The sequence below is a fragment of the Cognatundibacterium squillarum genome, from assembly GCF_014652435.1.
Lineage (GTDB): Bacteria > Pseudomonadota > Gammaproteobacteria > Burkholderiales > Burkholderiaceae_D > Undibacterium > Undibacterium squillarum.
The window spans coordinates 123,424-148,844 of the sequence record NZ_BMYU01000009.1; the positions used below are offsets into that span (position 1 = coordinate 123,424).

Below are 25,421 nucleotides of genomic sequence, written 5' to 3' on the forward strand. Positions count from 1 at the left end.
GCAGAATGTAAAACGGCATACAATCAGGGATACAGTCACTGCCTCCATCCGACGGCAGTGACGTTCTGGCCAGTTCAAGGAACCTCCGTTTTCCGAACCATTGAGCGAATTTCTGCAATGAACAGACAAAAAGCCCTCAAATGCATCGTCGCGCAAGCCAATCAGGGCGACCTTGTCTTTCCTGCCAACGTGGCAGCATCCCTGAAACTGCAACAAACGATCGATGACCCCGACTGCTCGGTGGATACCGCAGCCAAACTGGTACTGAACGAACCCCTGCTGGCCGCAAAGGTGGTGGCGATTGCCAATTCGGCAGCATATAACCGTGGCAGCGATGTGACCAATGTGAAAGCGGCGATTTCCCGTCTCGGTTTTCGCACCCTCAGAGCCATCGTTTCCTCTCTGGTGATTAAACAACTGGCCGGCACCAGTAAAAATCCCGATATCCAGCTGATGACGAACCGCCTGTGGCAGCACACGGCGGAAGTTGCAGCGCTGTCGCAAGTGATTGCGCGCCGCGTTACCCGCCTTGATCCGGATACCGCATTGTTCGCAGGTATCGTGCATGAAGTCGGTAATTTCTATCTGTTTTCGCGTGCTGAAGAATTCCCTGCCCTGCTGCAGCCGGATGAACTGGCACATCTGCATGATATTTCCGATGACACGCAGGTTAGCGATGACTTGCCGGACTTTGAAGATACGCTGGTTGATCTGGAGTCATCTGAAGCGATTATTGGCCGTGCGGTCGCGGCACGCCTATTCCTGCCTGCGCAGGTCAGCGAAGCGCTGGATGGCATGTGGTACGGCTTACGCGCCATGCCACCGGAAACACTGGCCGATACGCTGTTACTGGCGAACGAGCTGGCTGTCCATAAATCGCCGCTGGATTACAACTCTTACTCTGAATCCGAACGCTTTACCTCGGAAATCGATTTCACTGTCGGCGACGGCACACTGGCCAGCATTCTTGAAGAATCTGACGAAGAGTTAAAAACCCTGACCTCAGCACTGCTGGTGTAATGCAGCATTGCTAACCAGCTCTGCGCAGGCATCCTGCCTGCCCAAAGAAAAAGCACCGTTTCTGTTCAAAGAAAACGGTGCTTTTTTTATGCTGGCGGTGCTTGTCAGGTCTGCGTGTTTTTTGCTTCGCTGCTCAGCCTGCTCACAATCCGCTGAAGACCGGATGTTCAGGCTGAAAATGCCTCAAATGCGGTGTTCTGCATAGCCATCCGGCGGTCGTCGGCAGAAAGTCCGGGCCTCAGAAAACATCAGATGACGAACTCTGCACAAACACGATGCTGAACCAGCCGGAAAACCAGCAGGTTCAGCGCCGCCTGAAGCATTAGACGCGGGTGATCCAGCCGAAGCTGTCTTCTTCCAGACCTTGCTGCACGTCGTTCAGGTATTTGCGCAGACGCTTCGCATTCACCGGTTCGCCGCCTTGTTTCACGTGATGTGTTTCGCCTTCGTAAACGATTTCACCGATCGGCGCCAGCACCGCTGCTGTACCGGACAGAGCCACTTCACCGGTTTTGATCCACTCGATCAGTTCCGTTGCCTGAATATTGCGCTCGGTCACTTTGTAACCCAGTTTCGCTGCCACTTGCAGCAGGGAGTCACGAGTGATGCCCGGCAGGAATTCAGAACTCAGTGGCTTTGTCAGCACTTCGTTGTCGTTGATCAGCAGACAGTTGGCCGCGCCGGTTTCCTGCACGTCGCCACCCGGTGCAAAGATCACCTGTGCTGTGTTGTATTTCTCTTTCGCAGACAAAATCAGACCCAGTGCGCTGGCGTAGTTACCGCCGGATTTCACGCTGCCGAAGTGCGGTGCGCAACGCTGGTGTTCAGTATCCAGCAATACGCGCATTTTCGCGTCAGCAGGGAAATAATCGCCAACCGGAGAAATCAGTACGTACAGCATGGCTGTGCGGGTTGGTGCTGCTGCACGGCCAATCGACTGATCTGTACCGATCAGCGTAGGACGAATGTAGGCAGAGCCTGGAAACGCCGGTACTTCGTCGCGGTGTTTGGCGAGGATGTCGATAATCATCGCTTTCAGTTGCTCAGTGTCCGGCACTGGCAGATGCAGGCAGCGCGCGCTGTTCTGCATACGTTTAACGTGATCATCCAGACGGAAGATATTGATTTTTCCATCGGCGGCGCGGAAGGCTTTCATGCCTTCGAAACAGGTACTGGCGTAATGCAGTACGTGTGTGGCCGGATGCAGAGGCAGTTTGTCGCTAGGAACAAAACTGGTTTCAGACCATTTTTCGCCATCATAGGTAGCGAAGGTCATTTCATCAAAAAATACGGTACCAAATTCTGCGTTTGCCATGATTTATATATCCCCAAAAATACTGCAACAATTTGTTGAATCCTCGGAGTCAGCAGCATGCTGTTACCGCTGGTGACCGGAATCTGGTGGCCCTGATCAGACCACGGTGCTGGCCGGGTTCGGCTGCACCGTCATCACTTGGCTGTGTCAGTACGTCGCTGCATGCGTACTGAGCAATCAGGCAAGGCTCTTCACGATCTTTCTATTCTATCGAATTCGCGCTGAAAAAAACCGGTACAAGGCTGATAATTATCGCGATGCATCGCTGCACTGTTCTCAGGCACTTCCCTGTGTAATCTGTACAGACAGTGTTGCAGATGCTGCAATCGCACATAAAAAGTCAGCCGTACTGGCCCAGTCGCGATACCGGTACAGTCAGACTGTTCCGGAAAATGAAAAAGAACGCTGCCTTTCCGGCTGCGTTCTTTTTTCTTTACAGGCACTGATGGGCTGATACGGAAACGATAATTCCCGCTCAGCGCAGCACATCTCAAATGCCGGTCAGCGTCTCCGCAGGAATTCTGACCCAGCCCTCCATCAGCACACGTGCACTGCGACTCATGATCGCGCGGGAGACTTTCCACTGACCATTGTCCTGCACTGCTTCCGCACCCACGCGCAGCGTGCCGGACGGATGACCGAAACGCACAGCCTGTTTCGCGCCACCGGCCGCATTACTGACCAGCGTACCCGGAATCGCTGCAGCCGTACCAATCGCCACAGCAGCCGTTCCCATCATCGCGTGATGCAGCTTACCCATCGACAAAGCACGTACCAGCAAATCAATATCCGCTGCCTGCACGGTTTTATTGCTGGACGACTGATAGCTCGCCGCCGGTGCCACAAACGCGATTTTCGGTGTGTGCTGACGGGTCGCGGCTTCGGCGATATCTTTGATCAGCCCCATTTTGACTGCGCCGTAAGCGCGGATGGTTTCAAAGCGTGCCAGTGCTGCTGCATCGCCATTGATTGCGTCCTGCAATTCCGTGCCCTGATAACCGATATCCGCGGCATTCACAAAAATCGTCGGAATACCGGCATTGATCATGGTAGCTGGAAAACTGCCGATGCCCGGCACGTCCAGTGTGTCGATCAGATTCCCGGTCGGGAACATCGCACCGCCGTCACCGTCTTCATCGGCCGCAGGGTCCATGAATTCCAGCTGCACTTCTGCTGCCGGAAATGTCACGCCATCCAGTTCAAAATCGCCGGATTCCTGCACCTGACCATTGCACACCGGAATATGCGCAATAATGGTTTTGCTGATATTCGCCTGCCAGATTCTGACGGTCGCCAGCCCGTTTTGCGGAATCCGGCTCGCATCGACCAGACCGCTGCTGATCGCAAACGCACCGACGGCCGCGGACAAATTGCCGCAATTGCCACTCCAGTCAACAAAGGCTTTATCGATGGATACCTGACCGAACAGATAATCAACATCATGATCCGCACGGCTGGATGGCGACAGAATCACGGTTTTGCTGGTACTGGAGGTAGCGCCGCCCATACCGTCAATCTGCTTGCCGTAAGGATCGGGACTGCCGATTACGCGCAGTAACACCGCGTCGCGTGCCGGTCCCGGCTGCTGCGCTGCTTCCGGTAAATCCTGCAGACGGAAAAACACGCCTTTGCTGGTACCACCGCGCATGTAAGTCGCGGGAATTCTGATTTGCGGGAGAAAACTCATAGCTCTCTTTCTTAAGAAAAATCAGGCTGCCGGAAACATACGTCCCCACGCAGCCTGATGATCCGGATCAAGCCTGACGGCTGGATTCGAGGAAGTCCTGCGCGAAGCGCTGCAACACACCACCGGCTTCGTAAATCGACACTTCTTCCGCTGTATCCAGACGGCAAGTCATTGCCACCTCGACACGTTCACCGTTTTTGCGGTGAATCACCAGCGTCAGATCAGCGCGCGGTTTGCGCTCGCCAATCACGTCATAGGTTTCCGTACCATCCAGACCCAGCGTTAAACGGTTCACACCCGGTTTGAACTCCAGTGGCAACACGCCCATACCAATCAGATTGGTGCGGTGAATGCGCTCGAAACCTTCGGCTGCAATCACTTCCACACCCGCCAGACGCACACCTTTGGCCGCCCAGTCACGCGAAGAGCCCTGACCATAGTCAGCACCCGCCACGATGATCAGTGGTTGTTTGCGTTCCATGTAGGTTTCAATCGCTTCCCACATACGGGTGACTTTGCCTTCCGGCTCTATCCGTGCCAGCGAACCGGCGCGCACTTTGCCGTCGGCATCGCGCACCATTTCATTTTTCAGCGTCGGATTCGCAAAGGTTGCGCGCTGTGCGGTCAGGTGATCGCCACGATGCGTTGCGTAAGAATTGAAGTCTTCTTCCGGCAAGCCCATTTTCGCCAGATATTCACCGGCAGCGGAATCCGGCAGAATCGCATTCGATGGCGACAAGTGATCAGTAGTGATGTTATCCCCGAGCACCGCCAGCGGACGCATGCCCTTCATGGTGCGTTCACCGGCCAGTGCGCCTTCCCAGTACGGCGGACGGCGGATGTATGTCGACGGCGCACGCCAGTCATACAGCGGCGGAACACTGGCTGCTTGTTCAGTCTGGATTGCAAACATCGGTTCATACACCTGACGGAACATTTCCGGCTTCACAGCTTTGCGCACCAGTGCATCAATTTCAGCATCATCCGGCCAGATATCTTTCAGACGAATTTCTTTGCCATCCACCACGGTCAGCACATCTTTTTCGATATCGAAGCGGATAGTACCGGCAATCGCATAGGCAACCACCAGCGGTGGCGAGGCGAGGAAAGCTTGTTTCGCGTACGGATGGATACGGCCGTCAAAGTTACGGTTACCTGATAACACGGCAGTTGCGTACAGATCACGGTCGATGATTTCCTGCTGAATCACAGGATCCAGCGCACCGGACATACCGTTACACGAAGTACATGCGTAAGCCACAACGCCAAAGCCCAGTTTTTCCAGCTCCGGCAGCAAGCCGGCTTCCTGCAGATACAGGGTCACGGCCTTCGAACCCGGCGCCAGCGAGGTTTTCACCCAGGGTTGACGTACCAGACCGAGGCGATTGGCATTGCGTGCCAGCAGACCGGCGGCAATCACATTACGCGGATTGGATGTGTTGGTGCAGCTGGTAATCGCAGCAATAATCACCGCACCATCCGGCATTTTGCCTTCTTCTTTTTGCCACGCAGCAGCGATGCCACGGCTGGACAGATCGGAAGTTGGCAGACGTGCGTGCGGATTGGAAGGCCCCGCCATATTGCGCACCACTGTCGACAGATCAAACTGCAGTACGCGTTCGTATTCTGCATTCACCAGTGCGTCTGACCACAAACCAGCCGCTTTGGCGTAGGTTTCCACCAGCGCAACCTGTTCATCGCTGCGGCCGGTCAGTTTCAGGTAATCGATAGTTTGCTGATCGATGCTGAACATCGCTGCGGTCGCACCGTATTCCGGTGCCATGTTGGAAATCGTGGCACGGTCACCCAGAGTCAGTGCAGCTGCACCGGCTCCGTAAAATTCCAGATATGCGCCAACCACTTTGGATTTGCGCAGGAATTCGGTCAGCGCCAGCACGATATCGGTGGCGGTAATGCCTGCCGCAGGTTTGCCCAGCAATTCAACACCGACGATATCCGGCAAACGCATCCACGAAGCGCGGCCCAGCATCACATTTTCTGCTTCCAGACCGCCCACACCAATCGCAATCACGCCCAGCGCATCCACATGCGGCGTATGGCTGTCGGTACCCACCAGCGTGTCGGGATAAGCCACGCCATCCTGAGCATGAATCACCGGCGACATACGCTCCAGATTAATCTGATGCATGATGCCGTTACCCGGCGGAATTACATCCACATTTTTGAACGCTTGCTTGGTCCAGTTAATAAAGTGGAAGCGGTCTTCGTTACGACGGTCTTCAATCGCACGGTTTTTTTCAAATGCCTGCGGATCAAAGCCACCGCATTCCACCGCCAGCGAGTGATCCACGATCAGTTGCACCGGCACGACCGGATTCACTTTTGCCGGATCGCCGCCCTGCTCTGCAATCGCATCGCGCAAACCGGCCAGATCCACCAGTGCAGTTTGTCCGAGAATATCGTGACAAACGACGCGTGCCGGAAACCACGGAAAATCCAGATCGCGCTTGCGTTCAATCAGCTGGCGTAAAGAATCAGTCAGCGTTGCGGGGTCACAGCGGCGCACCAGATTTTCAGCCAGTACACGTGAGGTGTATGGCAGCTTGTCGTAGGATCCTGCCTGTATCGCTTCCACAGCGGCGCGTGCATTGAAAAATTCCAGTGCGGTGCCCGGGAGCGCTTGACGGTATTGGGTATTCATCCTTCACCTGTTATGAAGAAGGCGGTATCGCGCACGATACCGCCGTAGTGTTAATGTTGTGTCAGATTCAGCTTGAAACCGATATGAGAATCCGTAAAGCCCAGCGCCGTATAGAAACGGTGTGCCTGCTGGCGCTGGCGGTCGCTGGTCAGTTGTACCAGACTGCAACCACGTTCATGCGCAATCCGTATTGCTTCACGGATCAGGTCACTGCCGTATCCGTTGCTGCGCAATGCTGACGTAATACGTACTGCTTCAATCAGCGCGCGGGTTGCACCACGCCGTGACAAGCCGGGAATGAAGGTCAGTTGCAGCATACCGATCACTTCCTGCTGCAGTTCTGCCACCAGCAAGTACTGATTCGCATCACTGGCAATGCGTTCAAATGCGGCACGATAAACCGGATCTTCCGACCCGACGCCCTCACGGTTTTTACCCAGCGTGTCATCAGCCAGCAGCTCCAGCAGGCGCGGCAAATCATCTGCACGTGCCTGCCGGAATGTCAGCACAGACTTTGACGTATTCTCTGTCATTACCGGCGTACTTATTTGCGTTCCTGAATCGGCACAAATTTCAGATCTTCCGGGCCAACGTAATTTGCGCTCGGACGAATGATCTTGTTATCGATACGCTGTTCGATAATGTGTGCAGCCCAGCCGGAAGTACGTGCAATCACGAACAGTGGCGTGAACATTGCGGTTGGCACACCCATCATGTGATACGACACCGCGGAGAACCAGTCCAGATTCGGGAACATTTTCTTAATATCCCACATGACTGTTTCCAGACGCTCTGCGATATCAAACATTTTGGTCGAACCGGCTTCTTCCGACAATTGACGCGCGACTTCTTTAATCACTTTGTTACGCGGATCGGAAATGGTGTACACAGGGTGACCGAAACCAATCACCACTTCTTTGTTTTCAACACGCTTGCGGATATCTGCTTCTGCTTCATCCGGATTGTCGTAGCGCTTCTGAATTTCAAATGCCACTTCGTTCGCGCCGCCGTGTTTAGGGCCGCGCAATGCACCGATTGCACCGGTGATTGCAGAGTGCATATCAGAACCGGTACCGGAAATCACACGACCGGTGAAGGTAGATGCATTGAACTCATGCTCTGCGTACAGAATCAGCGATGTATGCATCGCTTTTACCCAGGAATCAGAAGGTTTCACACCGTGCAGCAAGTGCAGGAAATGGCCGCCGATGGATTCATCATCCGTTTCCACTTCAATGCGTTTGCCATTGTGGCTGTAGTGATACCAGTACAGCAGCATGGAGCCCAGCGATGCCATCAGGCGGTCAGCGATGTCACGCGCACCCGGTGTATTGTGGTCATCTTTTTCCGGCAATGCGCAACCCAGTGCAGAAACACCGGTACGCATCACATCCATAGGATGCGATGCTGCTGGCAGGCATTCCAGTACAGCCTTGACGCTGGCTGGCAAGCCACGCAGGGATTTCAATTTTGCTTTATATGCATTCAGTTCTGCCTGTGTCGGCAGTTTGCCGTGCACCAGCAAATGGGCAATTTCTTCGAATTCGCAGGCATCTGCCACGTCCAGAATGTCATAACCACGATAGTGCAAATCATTGCCGCTGCGGCCAACGGTACACAGTGCGGTATTACCGGCCGTCACACCTGACAGGGCAACGGATTTTTTTGGTTTGAATGTGCTGGTTGTTTCGGTTGACATGATGTATCTCCTGAATGTTAAGGTCAGCAAGCGGCTGACCTGTTAAGCATTGTTATGATGATTATTTAGATTTCTGCTGAGCGAACAGTGCATCCAGATGCTGCTCAAACGCGTGATAATTGATGCGTTCGTACAGTTCGGCACGGGTTTGCATGGTATCGACCACATTTTGCTGGGTACCGTCACGGCGAATCGCGTTATAGACATTTTCTGCCGCTTTGTTCATGGCGCGGAAAGCAGACAGCGGATACAGCACCAGACTGACATCAGCAGATTTCAGTTCTTCTGTTGTGAACAGCGGTGTGGAACCAAATTCAGTGATGTTTGCCAGCACCGGCACTTTGACTGCATTCGCGAACTGTTTATACATAGACAGTTCCGTCATCGCTTCCGGGAAAATCATATCGGCACCGGCTTCAACGCAGGCCAGCGCGCGGTCAATCGCTGCATCCAGACCTTCGACTGCCAGCGCATCAGTACGTGCCATGATGACGAAATTGTCGTCAGTACGAGCATCCACTGCCGCTTTAATACGGTCAACCATTTCCTGCTTGCTGACGATTTCTTTACCCGGACGGTGACCACAACGTTTTGCGCCGACCTGATCTTCAATGTGCATCGCCGCAGCGCCGAACTTGATCATAGATTTCACGGTACGTGCCACATTAAACGCGGAAGAACCGAAACCGGTGTCCACGTCCACCAGCAAAGGCAGATCGCATACATCGGTAATACGGCGCACATCGGTCAGCACATCATCCAGATTGGAAATACCCAGATCCGGCAAACCCAGCGAACCGGCCGCGACACCGCCACCGGACAGATAAATCGCTTTGAAACCGGCACGTTTTGCCAGCAATGCATGGTTTGCATTGATTGCACCAACCACCTGTAACGGGGATTCTTCCTGTACTGCTTTACGGAAAGCAGCGCCTGCAGAATATTGAGCCATAGATCCTCTCTTAGCTTGAAGTGAATTCGGACCAGCCTGAAACACAGCTGGCGTTGCCGTCGTATTGCAAAGCCTGTGCCAGTGTGGACGCGTATAGTCTTGCGCTACCTGAGCTTAGATAAAAATGCTGCAATTTCAATGTCTTAGCGATGCCGCTTGCAGCAGGCTTGCGAAATATCAGCTGGCATTCCGCCATCATTCATGTTTCAATATGAAACATGAATTCCAACTGAAACAAGTTTGAAACAACTATGAAACATCAGGGCAATTTCAGCACCGGTGATAAACCGGTCATCTGGACCGTGTCGATTTCACGCCTGTTCGACATGTTCCGCGATCTGACGCCGGAATATGATGCGCTGGCGGATATCGAACCGATACAACTGGGCTTTGAAGAAGCGGTTCAACACATCCGCGAACGTTTGCAAACCGAACGCTGCGATGCAGTGATTGCAGCCGGCTCGAACGGCGCCTATTTGAAAAGCCGCTTGCCAGTACCTGTGATACTGGCCAAAGCCAGCGGCTTCGATGTGATGCAAGCCTTATCCCGAGCGCGGCGCGTCAGCGAACAGATCGGATTGATCACGTATCAGGAAGCAATGCCGGAACTGTCGGACTTCAAAGAAACCTTCGGCTTATCAGTGGAGCAGCGCACCTACCTGACGCAGGAAGATGCGCGGGCTCAGATCAGCGAACTGAAGGCACGCGGTATTCGTGTCATTGTCGGCGCAGGTCTGATTACGGATCTGACCGAAGAAGCTGGTCTGACCGGCATTTTTGTTTACTCCTCCGCATCGATACGAAAAGCATTTGACGACGCAATTGAAATCGCCAGCCTGACCCGCCGCGACTGGGCGCAAGCGGCAGGCGGAAGACGCGGCAGCCGCATCGCGCCGCAAGGATTACAAGCCATTCGCGGCGACTCGCTGACGATGCAGCAGATACGCCAGCAATTACGTTTGTTTGCGCGTTCACCGGCCCCTGTTTTGTTACAAGGTGAAACCGGCACCGGCAAGGAACTGGCAGCCCGCGCTATCCATCAGGAAAGTCCGCGCCGCCATGGCCCCTTCGTGGCGATCAACTGCGGTGCAATTGCAGAAAACCTGCTGGAATCTGAATTATTCGGCTACGAAGAAGGTGCATTTACCGGTTCCAAACGCGGCGGGCATGCGGGTCTGATTGAAGCCGCCGGCAAAGGCACGCTGTTTCTGGATGAGATTGGTGAAATGCCTTTGCATTTACAGACACGTCTGTTGCGTGTGCTGGAGGAGAAAGAAGTGGTGCGGGTTGGCAGCGTCAAACCTTTGCCAGTCGATCTGCGCATTATCAGCGCCACCCATTGCCATCTGGAACAACAGATACAACAACGCCAGTTCCGTTCTGACCTGTTTTACCGGCTGGCTGTATTACGCGCTACCATGCCTGCCCTGCGCGAACATGCGGACGATGTACCCGCACTCGCCACCTGGCATCTGAAACACGCACTGGCGGCACTCGGCGCCAGCCCGCACCGGAATCTGGAAGCGGAAATGCAAAGCTGCCGTGGCTTGCTGATGCAATATGCGTGGCCCGGCAATGCGCGCGAGTTAAGAAATTTCATGGAAAGACTGGCGCTGTATCTGACCGATGAACCGCTGCAGGCGATCAGTCCTGCTTTTATGACGAGAGTCATTCCAGAGTTCAAAGATTGCAGCTTCGATCCGACACAATTGATAAAGAGTGTCAAAAAATCTGAGTTTTCATTTCCACAAGGAAATGTTTCCAAGGATATTCAGGACATCCTTGCAATGTTCGGCAATAATCGTGATGCTGCGGCTGCTTTTCTGGGCATCAGCAGGACTACTCTATGGCGACGATTAAAGGAAAAATGAATACTTTCGTCACATTTGAGGTCGGCTGCTGAGTTACAATGCATACTGAGGCAACGCAGGAAATCCAATATATCCGGCGCTATCTGCACAACATAAGCTCATCTTTAAATATCGTTACATGAAAAAAGTTCTGATCGTTGACGACAGTAAAGTCTCCCGCATGGTCATCCGGGCTCACATCAAAGCAGTGAAACCGGACTGGGAATTTATTGAGGCTGCCACCGGCGATGACGCAATCCGCATCGCTGCGGAGTCTAAGCCGGATTTCTGCACGATGGATATCAATATGCCGGGCATGCTGGGAACCGATGCGGCAGAGATTATTCTGAAAGACAACCCGTCCATCCGTATCGCGATTTTTTCTGCAAATGTGCAGGATACGATGCAGGTACGCGCCAACTCGATTGGCACGACTTTTGTTGCCAAGCCGGTGACGGAAAAATCCATCGCCATCGTGCTGGATTACTTTGCGAGATAAATAATGCTACTGCTGAGTGAACTGCATCTTGATGCGCTTTCCGAAGTGTTTAACGTCGGCGCCGGTCGGGCGGCGGCCAGCCTGTCTGAAATCGTCGGCGACGAAGTCAAGTTGTCAGTGCCATCGGTAGAGATCCGGGAATCGTCGGATATTGATTTATCGAAGATGGGTATGCACGGCGACCGTTTCGGCGCGGTGCACCAGACTTTTACCGGATCGTTCGAGGCAGAGGCGATCCTGTTATTTACCGAAGATCATGCACTGGAAATCGTGCGTGACATGATGGGTTCACAGATCAGCATTGAAGATCTTGCAGAGTTTGAACAGGAAGCGATGTGCGAACTTGGCAACATCATCCTGAATGCCTGCCTGTCCGCCATGGCAGATATGCTGAACATCCCGATGAATTGCTCTCTGCCGGATTACAACATTGCGACGACGGAGGAAATTTTCCGCCGCATCAGCGATGATTTTCACCAGCCGTATCTTTTGTTACTGCATATCGACCTGGCAATTGAGAAGCGCCACACCGAGGGGCATCTGATCTTCCTGCTCAGCTCGACCTCGCTGCAGGATCTGATACAGCAGCTGGAGCGCTTTTTAGGGGAAATTTAATGGTGGCAGAAGTAAGCCTGCCCTCAGCGGTAACGATGGCAGATATCCTGAATGCAGTCAGCGTTGGCCTGATTGTGGTGGATCAGGATCAGAATGTGATTTTCTGGAATGGCTGGATAGAAAAACACAGTGGTGTTGCCGCTACGGGTGCGGTTGGCAAGCGTATTGACGAGGCTTTTTCCGAAGCCCCCGGCAAAACCTTCCTGAATGCGATCAGCAATCTGCTGCAATACCGCCTGCCGGTGGTGCTGTCGAATGCGCTGCACCGTGCACCTTTGCCATTATTCAGCAAACCCGGCGATGCCAGTGGTAATGAGCGTCTGCATCAGTCCATCACGCTGTCCCCGCTGGTCATCAATGATCAGGGTTGCTGCCTGATTCAGGTGACTGATGCAACCACCTCCATCAAACGTGAAAAAATCCTGCGTTCGCATTCAGAGCTGCTGCGCAAGGAAGCCACCACCGATGGTCTGACCGGCATTTATAACCGCCGCTTCTTTGACGAGCATTTTAAAATCGCGCTTGGCAATTCCCGCCGCCAGAACACTTCGCTGTCCGTGTTTATGGTGGATATCGATTTCTTCAAGGAATACAACGATCACTACGGCCATGTCGCCGGCGACAAAACCCTGATTCAGGTGGCAGCAACGCTGCGCCGCCAGTTGATGCGTGCCAGTGATGTGGTGGCGCGTTTCGGTGGTGAAGAGTTTGTTCTGATGCTGCCGAACATGGCGGAAGATGCTGCTTACCGTTTCGCGGAAAAACTGCGTCTGGCAATCTGGGAACTGAATATTCCACATGAAAAATCCCGTCTCGATCACCGCATCAGTATCAGCGTGGGTTTCAGCCATTATCAGAAAATGGAAAACACAAACCCGGACGAATTGCTGAACACGGCTGACCATGCGCTGTATGAAGCAAAACACCGTGGCCGGAATCAATCCTGTTTTATGAAACTGCCAGCGCACCCTAACCGTACCAGTTACGCTGCATCCTGATAAGCTTGTGGTCGCAACAAGATTTGCAAACATGCCCGCTCTGTGCGGGCATGTTGCTTTGTGAGGCTGTTCTTCCGAGACAGCCACAAGCTCATGCAGTGCCCCAAAACCGTCTTTTCAGGCCCAAATGCGGAGAATGGCATAGCGAAATGCCGGTCGTCGGCAGAAACTCCGCCTCTCCAAAAATCACTAATGCGGATTCCTGCACAATGACCGGCAATTTCCCCGCGTTCCCGCGCCAGCAATGCGGTTCACGGAACCTGCGCACTGACTTCGCGCTGGCGACTGCAATCGCTGCGTGGCATACCTTTGGCGGCCACTTCCGGCCATGCCTTTTGTAATGCGCCCTGCGCCAGCATCAGGTCTTTGCGGAATTCAGTCAGATAGCGGGTGCGCTCTTCCGATTGCCATTCCTGATCAGAAAATGCTTTCAGCGCGTAGCTGCGGGTCTGCAAACGCTCGCCATCCAGTCGCGGCAACAGCAAACGATCCGGATCCGCATCTTCTTTCAGCAAATAACCTTCGATGTCGCGCAGGCGCAAAGGAAATACCGGATTCAGATCCCTGATCAGATTGCCTGCCAGCGGCATGCTGACCGTATTCAACCCCTGCCCCAGTACATCGTTGAAGCTGAGTAAAGCCAGCGGCGTGCCACGCGCATCATCCACCCGCGCGGTAATCACATAGCGGCCCGGCATACTGACATTCAGTTTCAGCGCAAACTGTAAAGCACCTTCGTGCAGGCTGTCAGCGGGCGTACCTGCCCATTGCGCGGGTAGCTGCGGCGAGTAAATCACATCCCAGAAAATCCGCCCTGGCTGACCATTCACGCGGTAATTCAGCTCCGTACGAATCGTGCCGTGAAATGTGGCCAGTCCTGTTTGCTGCGGGGCTAAACGTATACGCAGCATGCCATCGGTATTCTGCATTTCCGGTACCACGTCCGCCACCGGACGGGTATTGCCGAATACCAGCCCTTTACTGATGACCTTTTCGGCTTCCAGCGGCAGTTTCTGACCACTCTGACTGACTGCCGCCAGCACAAATTCTGCGCTTTCATTTTGCGCCAGATACACACGGTTCTGGCTGGACTGCATTTGTATCGTGCTATCGGTACCACCACCGGCCTTCCGCATCGCATGACGCTCCAGCACCGGCTGATTCGGGTAAACCTGATCGGGATGTTCACTGACCGGACGCGAACTGTTCGGATAGCGGGTCTGGTACTGATACTGGCACAGTGTCTGATCCGCCATCACCACTTGCTGCTCCAGCAGCGCTTTTGTGCGACCCAGTGCAGCATCCTGCGGAAATGCAGATTCGCTGACCAGCGGCGCTTTAGCATTCACCCGCTGACTGACCGGAGCAGCAGGCTGACTGATCTCTGCTGATTCCGTACGCAACTGCAGCACCACGCCGGCGATCAGGGCTGCGCCGGTCGCAAGCAAAGCGATGATTTGCGGTGTACTCAGACGAAAACGCCCGGAATGCCCGTCGGCGGGCATGTCAGGCGTCTTCTTTTTTGGCTTTGAACGATCAGATCGCATTACTGACCATTGCCGCTCGTACCACGGAAATAATGCCTTGCCAGTTTCCGTTGGCGTAATGGTTGTAGGCTTCGGCATCATCCCTGAAGGCGACCGAATGATAAGCCCACTTGACTGAGCCACCTTCATTCGCTGCAGTGCCCAGCGTCAGATCATTGCAGAACCAGTCACTCGGATTACATAAAGACTGCCCTGCACTTCCCGCGATGCCGCCCGTGCTGTGATACGCCACCGCTTCATCATCCTGCCCCGGCAGAATGCCGGAATACAGCGTGCCTTTCGCACCTGCATACATGTAGAACCAGATATTGCGGGTGTCATTATGGTTGAACATCGCCCGCGCCGTGGACGTTTTCAGATCTTTGACCAGCGGTTCCGACAAAGCCCAGGAACCGGCATCCGACAGCTCTGAACCACCGGCAGCACCGGACGCGGTACGCACCCACTTGATATTCCAGCCAGTCTGCGTGGTGCCGTCAGAATTACTGCACTGACCACCGCTGGCCGGACTGGCGTTCTTTTTGTAACGTGCAGAGCCACCGTAATTTGCCAGTGTGTAAGCCATCATCAGATCGCCGGCACTGTGAGTTGCCACGTAGCACCAGTTATCACCAGTACAAAAACAATCCAGTGCGTCACGGATTTTGCCGTTCTGGCTGGAGATGCTGTTATAGCCATCCCAGTTGACCGCTTTTTTATTCACGCCGGCTGCCGTGGATGCCGGCCCCCAGTAAGTAAAACTGTTGTAATCACCAACCACACCACCACCGCCACGGCCGTTAATCCACAAAGTGTAATTCGCCGCCTGTGCTGCACCGGCAAACAATGCCATTGCCAGCACAAAAACCATACTGAACCAACGTGTCGACTTCATTACTTAGCTCCCGTAAAGAAATGAATCAGCGGCAGGATTGCCGCGCCTGTCAGTCCGGTTGTCTCCTCCACTGTTGCGGGATTCATTATTTTTCGTCCTGACAGCGAAGCAGTATCGAAACCCGCACCGGTCAGCGTCAATTTGCAGTGCAATATGAAAATGCCGGCGTTTTACCTGAAAAAAGTCACATTTCCCTGCATTTAGGGGCACAACACGGAGATGCGCAGTATTTAGAGAAAAACATCTAAACATGTTTTGTGACTGCATTGCGACATTTTTCGTTGTCCCAAAACCGGAAACCGGCAGATGCACCGTTGCCTATTTCTTCGGAAAAAGTCGCTACAATGCGGACTTCTGCATCCTGCCCACCCTGCTTATGACCCGCTCGGGAACTCTGTTTATTCTTGGAGGCGCTATCCGGCCGGATCATGCCGCGATCTGGCAGGAAATCATCCGCGCCGCCGGTGGCACCGGCTGCCGCATCGCTGTCATTGCCGCTGCGTCAGCACAGGCCGCACTGAAAGCAGGAAGAATTTGTGAACGCTTACAGCATTACGGCGCACAAACACTGACCGTGCCATTGTCGGATGAGAGCCAGCTCCCGTTTTCACCTACAATCGCAGAGGATAAAAGCTGGGCTGACGCGGTTTCCGCCTGCGACGGCATCTACCTGAGCGGAGGTGATCAGGGGCGTTTGCAACGCTTGTTATTTCGCGGCAACGGTACCGACAGCGCTGTGCTGACAGTCATACGAACCGTTCATGCGCGTGGCGGCGTGATTGCAGGCAGCAGTGCGGGCGCAGCGATACTCAGTCAGCACATGCTGCTTGATGCCGGTCTGTCCTTACCTGCCTTGCAGCGGGGATTAACAATACCGACCGCCATCTGCAATGGATTCGGCTTGGTTCCCGCCGGCATGCTGATTGATCAGCATGCGATTGCGCGCGGACGTTATGGCCGCATGCTTGCCGCCCAGCTGGCGACTTCAACTGCTTTCTCTGCGGGCGTCGATGAAGATACCGCACTGATACTGCATGAACACAACGCACGGGTATGCGGTTCAGGTGGCGTCGTTCTGCTGGATATCCGGAATGCGCACTGCGTTTCATCCCCTCCTTTACAAGCCAGTCAGGTAAGCCTGAGTTTGCTGCGCAACGGCGATTCGCTCGATTTGCGTGCGTGGCAAATACGGGCAAACAACAACGCAAGCTTCGTCTCACTCCCATCATCAGTCGCGACCGAAATCACCCCGCACAACATCAAAGATGCATTTGACGGGGCTTCGCTGGAAGCGATCATTGCTGCGCTGATCGACAGCGATGTATGTGCCTGCAAAGTACCGGCGCAGAATGAAGACGGGCCAGATTACTGGCTGCGGTTTCGCAAGACTATTGCCAGTCGCGCATGGGTGCAGGAGCAGCACGGCATACGACGTCTGAGTGTTGCTGGTCTGCAGCTATCCGCAGAGCCGGATACAATGCGCAGCATCAACGACTCTAAATCGGATTAGCACATGAAACGCATATCGCCGTTAACTACAAGTGCCCTGCTGGCTGGCATGATCAGTGTATGTCTGCTGAGCGCCTGTCAGAGCAATGATGACCGTGGTCAGCCTATGCAAACCGTTGCCAGCGTTGACCTGCAACGCTATCAGGGCACATGGCATGAAGTAGCAATGATCCCGAACCGGTTTCAGAGCCAGTGCGTTGCCAACACGACGGCACGATATACGCAACGCGACGGCTATATCGAAGTTCTGAACAGTTGCAGTACCAAAGAGGGCAAAACTGACCAGGCCACCGGAAAAGCCAGTGTTGTGGAAGGCAGTCAGAATACCAAACTGAAAGTCAGCTTTTTCTGGCCGTTTTCCGGCAATTACTGGGTGCTGGCGCTGGACCCGGATTATCGCTGGGCCGTGGTCGGTGAACCTTCCCGCCAATATGGCTGGGTACTGGCACGCGACAAGCAATTATCAGAACAAGATTGGCAAAAAGTCTGGGCAGCGATTACTTCCGCCGGTTATCAGACCAGCCAGTTCCGCAAAACCGAACAGCGCTGACAAGCTGAAGAACGTGCAAACCCGCGACAAACATTCATTAACAATGCGATAAATCACGGCACTTTTGCATCTTTCTGCTACAGTGAATACGCCCTTTTTCAGGAGAAAACACTATGTCAGCAGAGACGCAAAAGTACCGCCTGATTACCCGCAGTGATTTCGACGGACTGGTGTGCGCCGTTTTACTGCGCCACCTTGATCTGATTGATGATATTAAGTTTGTGCATCCAAAAGATATGCAGGATGGCAAAATCGACGTCACCAGCCGCGACATCACCACCAACCTGCCCTACGTATCCACCGCCTATCTTTCTTTCGACCACCATTTATCAGAAACCCTGCGCAATCAGGGCAAACACGACAATCAGGTGATCAATCCCGATGCGCCTTCTGCAGCGCGGGTTGTGTATGAATATTACGGTGGCATTAACCGCTTTCCGGCAGCATGGTCGGAAATGATGGATGCCGTCGACAAGGGCGACTCCGCACAATTTTCGTGTGAAGAAGTACTGCATCCGGAATCATGGAATCTGCTGAATTTTCTGATGGATGCACGTACCGGACTGGGTCGTTTCCGCGATTTCCGCATTTCAAACTATCAGTTAATGATGGAACTGATTGAGCATTGCCGCACGCTCAGCATTGATCAGATTCTGCAATTACCGGATGTTGTGGAGCGCGTTACTCTGTACCGCGAACATGAGCGCGATGCCATTGATCAGATCCGCCGTTGCAGCAAAGTACATGGCAATCTGGTGGTACTGGATTTGCGCGGCGAAGCAAGGATTTTTGCCTGCAACCGCTTCATGATCTACGCTCTGTTCCCGGAAACCAATATTTCTATCCATGTGCTGTGGGGTGTTCAGAATCAGAACACTGTATTCGCCACCGGCAAGTCCATCCTGAACCGCACATCCAATACCAATGTCGGCATACTGATGCTCGAATACGGAGGCGGCGGACATGCCAATGCGGGTACTTGTCAGATTGAGAATGATCGTGCCGAAGAGGTTTTGCGGGAGTTAATTACGCGTATCAACGCTGACGGCTGAAACGCTACTTGTTGCAGCATGAATAAAAAAGGGAGCCGAAGCTCCCTTTTTTATCGTCTGCTTATCTGACCGGAAAGATCAGGTCAGATAAGAAACCGGTATTACTGGTATTCGCTCAGCGGTACGCAAGAGCAGAAAAGATTACGGTCACCGTAAACATTGTCTGCACGACCAACCGGTGCCCAGTATTTCTGCTTACGCAGAGATGCGACCGGATACGCGCCGGTTTCACGGCTGTACGGACGATCCCAGGATTCAGACACCAGGGTTTCGATGGTGTGCGGTGCATTTTTCAGCGGATTGTTTTTCGCATCAAATTCACCACTGGCCACTTTCGCGATTTCTTCACGGATAGCAATCATCGCATCGACAAAGCGATCCAGTTCAACCAGAGATTCACTTTCGGTTGGCTCAATCATCAGTGTGCCCGGAACCGGGAAGCTCATAGTTGGCGCATGGAAGCCAAAGTCGATGAGGCGTTTTGCCACGTCTTCATTGGAAATACCGGTTGCATCTGTCAATGGACGCAGATCGATAATGCATTCATGCGCAACCAGACCGTCGTGGCCTGTGTACAGAACCGGATAGTGTGGCGCCAGACGACGTGCAATATAGTTAGCTGCCAGAATCGCTGTTTCTGTTGCTTCACGCAGACCACCCGCACCCATCATCGCGATATACATCCAGGAAATCGGCAGAATCGATGCAGAGCCGTAAGGCGCTGCACTGACTGCGCTGATACCGTCTTCGCTGCGAACATAACCTGTGGAACGCTGATTCGGCAGGAATTTTGCCAGATGCGCACCGACTGCAACCGGGCCTACGCCTGGTCCGCCGCCACCGTGTGGGATACAGAAGGTTTTATGCAGATTCAGATGGCTGACGTCGCCACCGAATTTGCCCGGTGCAGCAACACCAACCAGCGCATTCATGTTCGCGCCGTCAACGTATACCTGACCACCGTGGCTGTGAACGATTTCGCACAATTGCTGGATACCTTCTTCGAACACACCGTGTGTGGAAGGATAAGTCACCATGATTGCTGCCAGATTAGCGCTGTGTTTTTCCGCTTTCGCACGCAGATCGTCCAGATCCACGTTACCACGCTCATCACAAGCAACTACCACAACTTCCATACCGACCATTGCTGCGGACGCAGGATTAGTACCGTGGGCAGAGGAAGGAATCAGACAGATGTTGCGGTGACCTTCGCCACGGGATTCGTGGTATTTCTTAATAACCAGCAAACCGGCGTATTCACCTTGTGAACCGGCATTCGGCTGCAGGGAAACTGCATCGTAACCGGTTGCTGCACACAGCATCGCTTCCAGCTGATCGATCATTTCACGATAACCAACGGTCTGATCTTCCGGAACAAACGGATGGATATTCGAGAATTCCGGCCAGGTCACAGGAATCATTTCGCTGGTCGCATTCAGTTTCATGGTGCAGGAACCCAGCGGGATCATACTGCGGTCCAGTGCCAGATCTTTATCAGCCAGACTACGCAGGTAACGCAGCATTTCGTGTTCTGCGTGATAGCGGTTGAATGTCGGGTGTGTCAGGTAAGCGCTGGTACGTGCCAGTTTTGCCGGGAACGCATCCGCTGCTGCGGCTTCAGTCTGATCAAAGTCAGGTACCTGTTTGCCTTGCGCCAGAATTTCCCAGACAGCAATGACGTCTTCACGGGTAACGGTTTCGTCGAAAGAAACACCAACCTGTGTCGCAGAGATCTGACGCAGGTTATAGCCTTTTGCCTGCGCAGCTGCGTGCACTACAGCTGCGTCAGCCACGTTGACTGTAACGGTGTCGAAGAACGTTGTGTTTGCCAACGACAAACCGATGGTTTTCACACCGGCAGCCAGTGTGCTGGTGTAACGGTGTACACGTTGCGCGATACGACGCAGACCTTGCGGACCGTGATACACAGCGTACATCGACGCGATCACTGCCAGCAGTACCTGTGCGGTACAAATGTTGGAGGTCGCTTTTTCGCGGCGGATATGCTGTTCGCGTGTTTGCAGCGCCAGACGGTAAGCAGGTTTACCTTGTGCATCAACACTGACGCCGACCAGACGGCCAGGCATGCTGCGTTTGAATGCATCACGGGTTGCCATGTAACCGGCGTGCGGGCCACCAAAGCCCAGTGGTACGCCAAAACGCTGGCTGTTACCAACCACAACGTCCGCACCCCATTCACCCGGCGGCGTGATCAGTGTCAGTGCCAGCAAGTCTGCTGCAACAATGACCATCGCGCCTTTTGCATGGATTGCATCTGCGAATTCTTTGTAGTCACGGATGTCGCCGTTTGCGCCCGGGAATTGCAGCAATACGCCGAAGCAATCATTTTCCAGTGCTTCAGTACCTTTGCTGACACGGATTTCCACGCCCAGCGGCTCTGCACGGGTGCGCAGAACTTCCAGTGTTTGCGGCAGTACGTCTTCTGCAACGTAAAACACATTGGATTTGGATTTGCCAACGCGCTGGATCAGCGTCATCGCTTCAGCAGCAGCTGTACCTTCGTCCAGCATGGATGCATTTGCGATGTCCATGCCTGTCAGGTCTGTCAGCATGGTCTGGAAATTCAGAATCGCTTCCAGACGACCCTGAGAAATCTCAGGCTGGTATGGTGTGTACGCGGTGTACCAGGCCGGGTTTTCGAAAATATTACGCAGAATAACGCCCGGTGTATGGGAGTTGTAATAACCCTGACCGATCAGCGATTTCAGAACTTTATTTTTTGAAGCAATTGCCTTCAGTTGCGACAGCGCAGCCTGTTCGGATTTTGCTTCTGTGAACATGCCCAGTGGCAGGACTTCTTTACGGCGGATATTGGCAGGAACGACGGCATCAATCAGTGCTTCACGGCTGGCGTAACCTACGGTTTCCAGCATTTTTGCCTGTTCTGCTGCGGAAGGACCAATGTGGCGAGCGATAAATGCGTCGCGTGCTTCCAGTTCAGAGAGAGAAATTCGGGTCATGATGATATGCGATACAAGGGGAAGTCTTGAACCGCTGCCGGAAGGCTTCTGTGCTCAGAAACTGCTTCCGCGCACATCCTGGCACCCGGCAACGGAGAAAGGCTGATATCAGGAATCAGCCTGTGATCAGTGATTAGCCGATGTTTTTAGCGTAGTCGTCTGCGCTCATCAGTGCATCAACGTCAGCCATGTTGGCTGGTTTCAGTTTGAACAGCCATGCAGAGAATGCGTCGGAGTTGATCGATTCCGGTGCATCTTTGACTTCGTCATTGATCGCAACTACTTCGCCGGAAACCGGTGCGTAGATGTCGCCTGCTGCTTTAACAGATTCCACTACTGCACAGTCTTTGCCTGCACTCAGTTCGGTACCAACGGCTGGCAGATCAACGAAAACGATATCGCCCAGTGCGTCTTGCGCGTAGGCTGTAATACCTACAGCAACAGTGCCGTCGGCTTCTACGCGTACCCATTCATGAGACTGGGTGTATTTCAGTTCTGCTGGAACACTCATGTTTGACTCCAAAGATTTTTAAAATAAAACGGAAATAAATACGGGGTGCGCATCAGGCACCCCGTTCAGAAATTCAGGCAGCGAGTACTTTGCCGTTACGAACGAATGGCAGCTTCACAACCGTTGCCGCCAGTTGTTTGTCACGAATAACAACGTGGACTGTGTCACCAATCGCAACACCCATTGGCAAACGTGCCAGCGCAATCGCTTCCTGCATAGACGGACTGAAAGTACCACTGGTGATTTCGCCTTCCCCTTGTGCGCAGATCACTTTCTGATGCGCACGCAGAATGCCACCTTTTTCACGCAAAATCAAACCGAGGAACTGGGCTTTCTGACCTTGTTCCAGCAATGCTTGCTTACCCACGAAATCACGTTCGCTGACCAGATCGATGGTCCATGCCAGACCTGCATCCAGCGGATTGACGGTTTCATCCATGTCCTGACCGTACAGGTTCATACCTGCTTCCAGACGCAGTGTGTCACGCGCACCCAGACCAGCCGGTTTAACACCGGCCGCGGCCAGTGCATTCCACAGATCAGCAGCACGTTCTGCAGCAACGCCGATTTCGAAGCCGTCTTCACCGGTGTAACCGGTACGGGCAACCATCACTTCACCGAATGCAGTGCCCGGAACGATGACCACGTTGAATGGTTTCATTTCAGCGCTGGCTTCTTTTGTTTCCGGCAGTACTTCCCATGCTTTCGCACGGGCGTTCGGGCCTTGTACAGCGATCAGCGCATAAGCGCCTTCGCCGGAACGACGCTGGGTGATAGTCAGGCCTGCGCCGGTTTCTTCATTGCGCTTTTGCATCCAGGCGATGTCTTTTTCCGCTGTACCGGCATTCACCACCAGACGGAACCAGTTTTCGCTGAAGAAATAAATAATCAGATCGTCGATGACTGTGCCTTCCGGCTTCAGCATGCAGGAATACAGGGCTTTACCCGGCACTTGCAGTTTATCGACATTGTTTGCGACCAGACCACGCAGGAATGCACGGACGTTGTCACCTTTCAGGTCAACAACGCACATATGGGAAACGTCAAACATACCGGCGTCACGGCGCACGGCATGATGTTCTTCGATTTGGGAACCGTAGTTGACAGGCATATCCCAGCCGCCGAAATCGACCATTTTGGCGCCGGAAGCACGATGCGTTGCGTTGAGTGGAGTTACTTTGAGAGATGTCGCTGCTTGCGTCATGAAAGCCTCATACCAGTTAGAAGGTCATAGCCGTAACAGTCAGCGCTGCACGGCTTCACAATAACCCCTCTGTCCTGGTACCTGAGAGATTACGGTTCTGCATGCAGATCCGTGCGCACCTTCGGTGGGTAGCCGGTGAATTTGCCGCTACCGCTCTCCAGAGTCTGAGAAAACCAGCCGGTTTTCCGTCGATCGGTCCTTTTGCCTGAGAGTTTTTGGGTGTTCGCACCTTCGGCGGCAGCTCTGCGCTGCTCTCTCCCGATCAATTCCGAGGATTATATAAGGCTTATGTGAGGTTGGATATATCAGATTCCAAATATTTCATACGGATGAACATCAGACTGGCAGAAGTTCACCGGAACCGCGATTCCGGTGAATAAAATCTGCACAATTCCATTAATGCAAGGCTTCAAAGCGCAGCTGATCCTGCTCACGGCGCAAGCGCGCCGCTTTTTCTTCTGCCTCACGCTGCTGACGGCGCAGACCGTCAATCTGACCACGCAGTTCGGCGCGTTCACGCTCGTTGCGACGCAATTCATCCGCATTATTCGGCGATGGTTTACTATCCTTATTGTCTTTAATGTCCTTCACTTCCGCCAGACGGCCTGCATCACGCTCCAGCTGGCGAATCCGGTTTTCAACATCACTGACACGCTTCGCAAATTCCCGTGCATCACTTTGTGCGCGCCGGATACGATCCTCAAGATGTTCAAATTCACGTCCGTTTCTGACCGCACGGTCTAAGCGCCATTGCAGCTCAGGGCGACAAACATTGACCGCCATCCAGTTGCCGCGGCGTGCCCAGTCAAATGCATTCGCCGGCGTGCAGTATTCATCATTTTTACGATTCCAAGCAGCCGTATACACGTCGCGGGTCTGCGCAATTACGAATACGCGGTCGCGCTGTGCATTCGCCATGCGCTGCTCTAGCATATACGGACGACCCCAGCCATCCTGCGCACCGGCATCCTGCCAGTACTGCACCAGACGTGCCTGCCAGCTGTCCTGATATTGCGACTCAGAGAATTTCAGTCCGCGCGCCTGTGCATCGACGCGACGGTTGTTCGCGTCACGCCCGTTCACTGCATCTTCCCATGCGAGACGACGCCAGTATTCGATGATTTCCTTATCCCAGCCTTGCTGATACGCGTCGGCACGCACAAATACTTCACGCTGTTTTGCATTTTGTTCATGCTCTTTAAAACGACTGTCCGGAATGCCGTCATGCGCGTCCGCCACGCCCAGCTGGAACCAGTAACCCTGATTACCCTGCGACCAGCCACTGCGATACTGATCACTGCGGAAACCGATCGCAGCACCTTCCTGCTGACGCTGCTGCTCCAGCTTCACCGGCGATCCGGCGCGACCGTCTGCATCGCCGGTACGGAACCAGTACTCGCCGTTACCCAGCGTCCAGCCATCCACGTAGAAGCGTTCCTGCGGTGGCGTTTTATTCTCGACGACTTTTTCTGATTTCAGTTGCTGCGCAAACTGTGACACCGGCAGCGCACGGTTACCGTCGTCCCGTCCGAGGCGGTACCAGAATTGCTGATTACCGCTGGTCCAGCCACCCAGATACAAAGTGCCCGATTCCGCTGTCACTTTACTGTTGTCGACTTTCGCACAGAAATCGCGTCTGTCATCAAACTGAGCAGTCAGTCCGGCTTCGCCATCTTTGCGGCCTATCATTTGCCAGTCGCCGGATTTGCAATCATTCATGCGGGTAATCGTGCTCTGGCAGGCGCTGAGCATAGCGACACCGGCAATCAGACCCAGCATGCGCAGGTTTTGGGATGTCAGTCGGGATTTCATAAAAAACTTTCTGAGATGAGTTGATGCAAGAACGTGTGACAGTTTGTTACAGTTGACCGTGAGGCAGCATTTTTAAGCATTGAA

Annotated in this window: 20 protein-coding genes and 2 riboswitches; of the genes, 8 read left to right on the forward strand and 12 right to left on the reverse strand. The window is 53.6% G+C overall.

The features are described from left to right. Positions 1–117: 117 nt before the first annotated feature. The gene (locus tag IE092_RS16170) at positions 118–1,020 is read left to right on the forward strand and encodes an HDOD domain-containing protein (RefSeq protein ID WP_189358275.1); all 903 of its coding nucleotides are present in this window, start codon (positions 118–120) and stop codon (positions 1,018–1,020) included. Between the two features lie 322 nt (positions 1,021–1,342). Here the strand turns inward: IE092_RS16170 and IE092_RS16175 are convergent, their stop codons facing one another. The 6 genes from IE092_RS16175 to prpB form a co-directional block, all read right to left on the reverse strand. Beyond that, entirely contained in the window at positions 1,343–2,335 is a 993-nt protein-coding gene (locus IE092_RS16175) for a branched-chain amino acid aminotransferase (protein ID WP_189358278.1), read from the reverse strand. A 490-nt stretch (positions 2,336–2,825) separates the two neighbouring features. Beyond that, complete coding sequence (gene prpF, locus IE092_RS16180; RefSeq protein ID WP_189358280.1) at positions 2,826–4,022, reverse strand: 2-methylaconitate cis-trans isomerase PrpF; 1,197 nt, start codon at positions 4,020–4,022, stop codon at positions 2,826–2,828. A gap of 67 nt (positions 4,023–4,089) precedes the next feature. Further along, positions 4,090–6,684 carry a Fe/S-dependent 2-methylisocitrate dehydratase AcnD gene (gene acnD / locus IE092_RS16185; RefSeq protein WP_189358282.1) on the reverse strand — a complete coding sequence of 865 codons (2,595 nt, stop codon included), beginning with the start codon at positions 6,682–6,684 and terminating at the stop codon, positions 4,090–4,092. A 50-nt stretch (positions 6,685–6,734) separates the two neighbouring features. Further along, positions 6,735–7,217, reverse strand: coding sequence for a GNAT family N-acetyltransferase (locus tag IE092_RS16190; protein ID WP_189358284.1), 483 nt, complete (start codon positions 7,215–7,217; stop codon positions 6,735–6,737). An 11-nt stretch (positions 7,218–7,228) separates the two neighbouring features. Beyond that, complete coding sequence (gene prpC / locus IE092_RS16195; RefSeq protein ID WP_189358286.1) at positions 7,229–8,383, reverse strand: bifunctional 2-methylcitrate synthase/citrate synthase; 1,155 nt, start codon at positions 8,381–8,383, stop codon at positions 7,229–7,231. Between the two features lie 61 nt (positions 8,384–8,444). Continuing rightward, positions 8,445–9,335 (reverse strand): methylisocitrate lyase, encoded by an 891-nt coding sequence (gene prpB, locus IE092_RS16200; protein WP_189358288.1) that lies wholly within the window; start codon positions 9,333–9,335, stop codon positions 8,445–8,447. 251 nt (positions 9,336–9,586) lie between these two features. Between prpB and prpR the strand changes: the two genes are divergently transcribed. The 4 genes from prpR to IE092_RS16220 all read left to right on the forward strand — a co-directional run bounded on the left by prpR (position 9,587) and on the right by IE092_RS16220 (position 13,297). Continuing rightward, on the forward strand, positions 9,587–11,206 hold the full coding sequence (prpR, locus tag IE092_RS16205) for a propionate catabolism operon regulatory protein PrpR (protein WP_189358290.1): 1,620 nt from the start codon (positions 9,587–9,589) through the stop codon (positions 11,204–11,206). Between the two features lie 118 nt (positions 11,207–11,324). After that, positions 11,325–11,684: a response regulator transcription factor gene (locus IE092_RS16210; RefSeq protein ID WP_189358292.1), complete on the forward strand. Its 360-nt coding sequence runs from the start codon at positions 11,325–11,327 to the stop codon at positions 11,682–11,684. A gap of 3 nt (positions 11,685–11,687) precedes the next feature. Beyond that, on the forward strand, positions 11,688–12,299 hold the full coding sequence (locus IE092_RS16215; protein WP_189358294.1) for a chemotaxis protein CheX: 612 nt from the start codon (positions 11,688–11,690) through the stop codon (positions 12,297–12,299). Continuing rightward, the gene (locus IE092_RS16220) at positions 12,299–13,297 is read left to right on the forward strand and encodes a GGDEF domain-containing protein (protein WP_229793214.1); all 999 of its coding nucleotides are present in this window, start codon (positions 12,299–12,301) and stop codon (positions 13,295–13,297) included. Before IE092_RS16215 ends, IE092_RS16220 begins: the two co-directional genes overlap by 1 nt. A 251-nt stretch (positions 13,298–13,548) precedes the next feature. Here IE092_RS16220 and IE092_RS16225 read toward each other — a convergent pair whose 3' ends face one another. Together IE092_RS16225 and IE092_RS16230 are read right to left on the reverse strand one after the other, a co-directional pair. Continuing rightward, positions 13,549–14,802, reverse strand: coding sequence for a hypothetical protein (locus IE092_RS16225; RefSeq protein ID WP_189358296.1), 1,254 nt, complete (start codon positions 14,800–14,802; stop codon positions 13,549–13,551). A 31-nt stretch (positions 14,803–14,833) separates the two neighbouring features. Beyond that, positions 14,834–15,718, reverse strand: a complete 885-nt coding sequence (locus tag IE092_RS16230) for a hypothetical protein (RefSeq protein ID WP_229793215.1) — start codon at positions 15,716–15,718, stop codon at positions 14,834–14,836. 376 nt (positions 15,719–16,094) lie between these two features. Here IE092_RS16230 and IE092_RS16235 point away from each other — a divergent pair, with 376 nt between their 5' ends. From IE092_RS16235 to IE092_RS16245, 3 genes are all read left to right on the forward strand, one after another. Then, entirely contained in the window at positions 16,095–17,228 is a 1,134-nt protein-coding gene (locus tag IE092_RS16235) for a cyanophycinase (RefSeq protein ID WP_189358298.1), read from the forward strand. A 3-nt stretch (positions 17,229–17,231) separates the two neighbouring features. After that, the gene (locus IE092_RS16240) at positions 17,232–17,777 is read left to right on the forward strand and encodes a lipocalin family protein (protein WP_229793216.1); all 546 of its coding nucleotides are present in this window, start codon (positions 17,232–17,234) and stop codon (positions 17,775–17,777) included. A gap of 113 nt (positions 17,778–17,890) precedes the next feature. After that, positions 17,891–18,829 (forward strand): DHH family phosphoesterase, encoded by a 939-nt coding sequence (locus IE092_RS16245; RefSeq protein ID WP_189358300.1) that lies wholly within the window; start codon positions 17,891–17,893, stop codon positions 18,827–18,829. Between the two features lie 101 nt (positions 18,830–18,930). On the opposite strand, the gene gcvP is transcribed toward IE092_RS16245, so the two are convergent. From gcvP to IE092_RS16265, 4 genes are all read right to left on the reverse strand, one after another. Further along, the gene (gene gcvP / locus IE092_RS16250) at positions 18,931–21,810 is read right to left on the reverse strand and encodes an aminomethyl-transferring glycine dehydrogenase (protein WP_189358302.1); all 2,880 of its coding nucleotides are present in this window, start codon (positions 21,808–21,810) and stop codon (positions 18,931–18,933) included. Positions 21,811–21,943: 133 nt separating this feature from the next. Continuing rightward, the gene (gene gcvH, locus IE092_RS16255) at positions 21,944–22,321 is read right to left on the reverse strand and encodes a glycine cleavage system protein GcvH (protein WP_189358304.1); all 378 of its coding nucleotides are present in this window, start codon (positions 22,319–22,321) and stop codon (positions 21,944–21,946) included. Positions 22,322–22,394: 73 nt separating this feature from the next. Further along, positions 22,395–23,525, reverse strand: a complete 1,131-nt coding sequence (gcvT, locus tag IE092_RS16260; RefSeq protein WP_189358306.1) for a glycine cleavage system aminomethyltransferase GcvT — start codon at positions 23,523–23,525, stop codon at positions 22,395–22,397. 59 nt (positions 23,526–23,584) lie between these two features. Beyond that, a riboswitch (glycine riboswitch) is annotated at positions 23,585–23,696 on the reverse strand. 12 nt (positions 23,697–23,708) lie between these two features. Next, positions 23,709–23,796, reverse strand: a riboswitch (glycine riboswitch). A 125-nt stretch (positions 23,797–23,921) separates the two neighbouring features. Then, complete coding sequence (locus IE092_RS16265; RefSeq protein WP_189358308.1) at positions 23,922–25,337, reverse strand: DUF2799 domain-containing protein; 1,416 nt, start codon at positions 25,335–25,337, stop codon at positions 23,922–23,924. Between the last annotated feature and the right edge of the window lie 84 nt (positions 25,338–25,421).

What these genes read in the sequence shown, in the direction of transcription:
- IE092_RS16190 (WP_189358284.1), bottom strand. Translation starts at nt 7,217, where the DNA reads ATGACAGAGAATACGTCAAAGTCTGTGCTGACATTCCGGCAGGCACGT.
- gcvH (WP_189358304.1), bottom strand. Translation starts at nt 22,321, where the DNA reads ATGAGTGTTCCAGCAGAACTGAAATACACCCAGTCTCATGAATGGGTA.
- IE092_RS16225 (WP_189358296.1), bottom strand. Translation starts at nt 14,802, where the DNA reads ATGCCCGCCGACGGGCATTCCGGGCGTTTTCGTCTGAGTACACCGCAA.
- IE092_RS16240 (WP_229793216.1), top strand. Translation starts at nt 17,232, where the DNA reads ATGAAACGCATATCGCCGTTAACTACAAGTGCCCTGCTGGCTGGCATG.
- IE092_RS16245 (WP_189358300.1), top strand. Translation starts at nt 17,891, where the DNA reads ATGTCAGCAGAGACGCAAAAGTACCGCCTGATTACCCGCAGTGATTTC.
- prpB (WP_189358288.1), bottom strand. Translation starts at nt 9,335, where the DNA reads ATGGCTCAATATTCTGCAGGCGCTGCTTTCCGTAAAGCAGTACAGGAA.
- prpF (WP_189358280.1), bottom strand. Translation starts at nt 4,022, where the DNA reads ATGAGTTTTCTCCCGCAAATCAGAATTCCCGCGACTTACATGCGCGGT.
- IE092_RS16170 (WP_189358275.1), top strand. Translation starts at nt 118, where the DNA reads ATGAACAGACAAAAAGCCCTCAAATGCATCGTCGCGCAAGCCAATCAG.
- prpC (WP_189358286.1), bottom strand. Translation starts at nt 8,383, where the DNA reads ATGTCAACCGAAACAACCAGCACATTCAAACCAAAAAAATCCGTTGCC.
- IE092_RS16215 (WP_189358294.1), top strand. Translation starts at nt 11,688, where the DNA reads ATGCTACTGCTGAGTGAACTGCATCTTGATGCGCTTTCCGAAGTGTTT.
- prpR (WP_189358290.1), top strand. Translation starts at nt 9,587, where the DNA reads ATGAAACATCAGGGCAATTTCAGCACCGGTGATAAACCGGTCATCTGG.
- IE092_RS16230 (WP_229793215.1), bottom strand. Translation starts at nt 15,718, where the DNA reads ATGAAGTCGACACGTTGGTTCAGTATGGTTTTTGTGCTGGCAATGGCA.
- IE092_RS16210 (WP_189358292.1), top strand. Translation starts at nt 11,325, where the DNA reads ATGAAAAAAGTTCTGATCGTTGACGACAGTAAAGTCTCCCGCATGGTC.
- gcvT (WP_189358306.1), bottom strand. Translation starts at nt 23,525, where the DNA reads ATGACGCAAGCAGCGACATCTCTCAAAGTAACTCCACTCAACGCAACG.
- IE092_RS16265 (WP_189358308.1), bottom strand. Translation starts at nt 25,337, where the DNA reads ATGAAATCCCGACTGACATCCCAAAACCTGCGCATGCTGGGTCTGATT.
- IE092_RS16220 (WP_229793214.1), top strand. Translation starts at nt 12,299, where the DNA reads ATGGTGGCAGAAGTAAGCCTGCCCTCAGCGGTAACGATGGCAGATATC.
- gcvP (WP_189358302.1), bottom strand. Translation starts at nt 21,810, where the DNA reads ATGACCCGAATTTCTCTCTCTGAACTGGAAGCACGCGACGCATTTATC.
- IE092_RS16235 (WP_189358298.1), top strand. Translation starts at nt 16,095, where the DNA reads ATGACCCGCTCGGGAACTCTGTTTATTCTTGGAGGCGCTATCCGGCCG.
- IE092_RS16175 (WP_189358278.1), bottom strand. Translation starts at nt 2,335, where the DNA reads ATGGCAAACGCAGAATTTGGTACCGTATTTTTTGATGAAATGACCTTC.
- acnD (WP_189358282.1), bottom strand. Translation starts at nt 6,684, where the DNA reads ATGAATACCCAATACCGTCAAGCGCTCCCGGGCACCGCACTGGAATTT.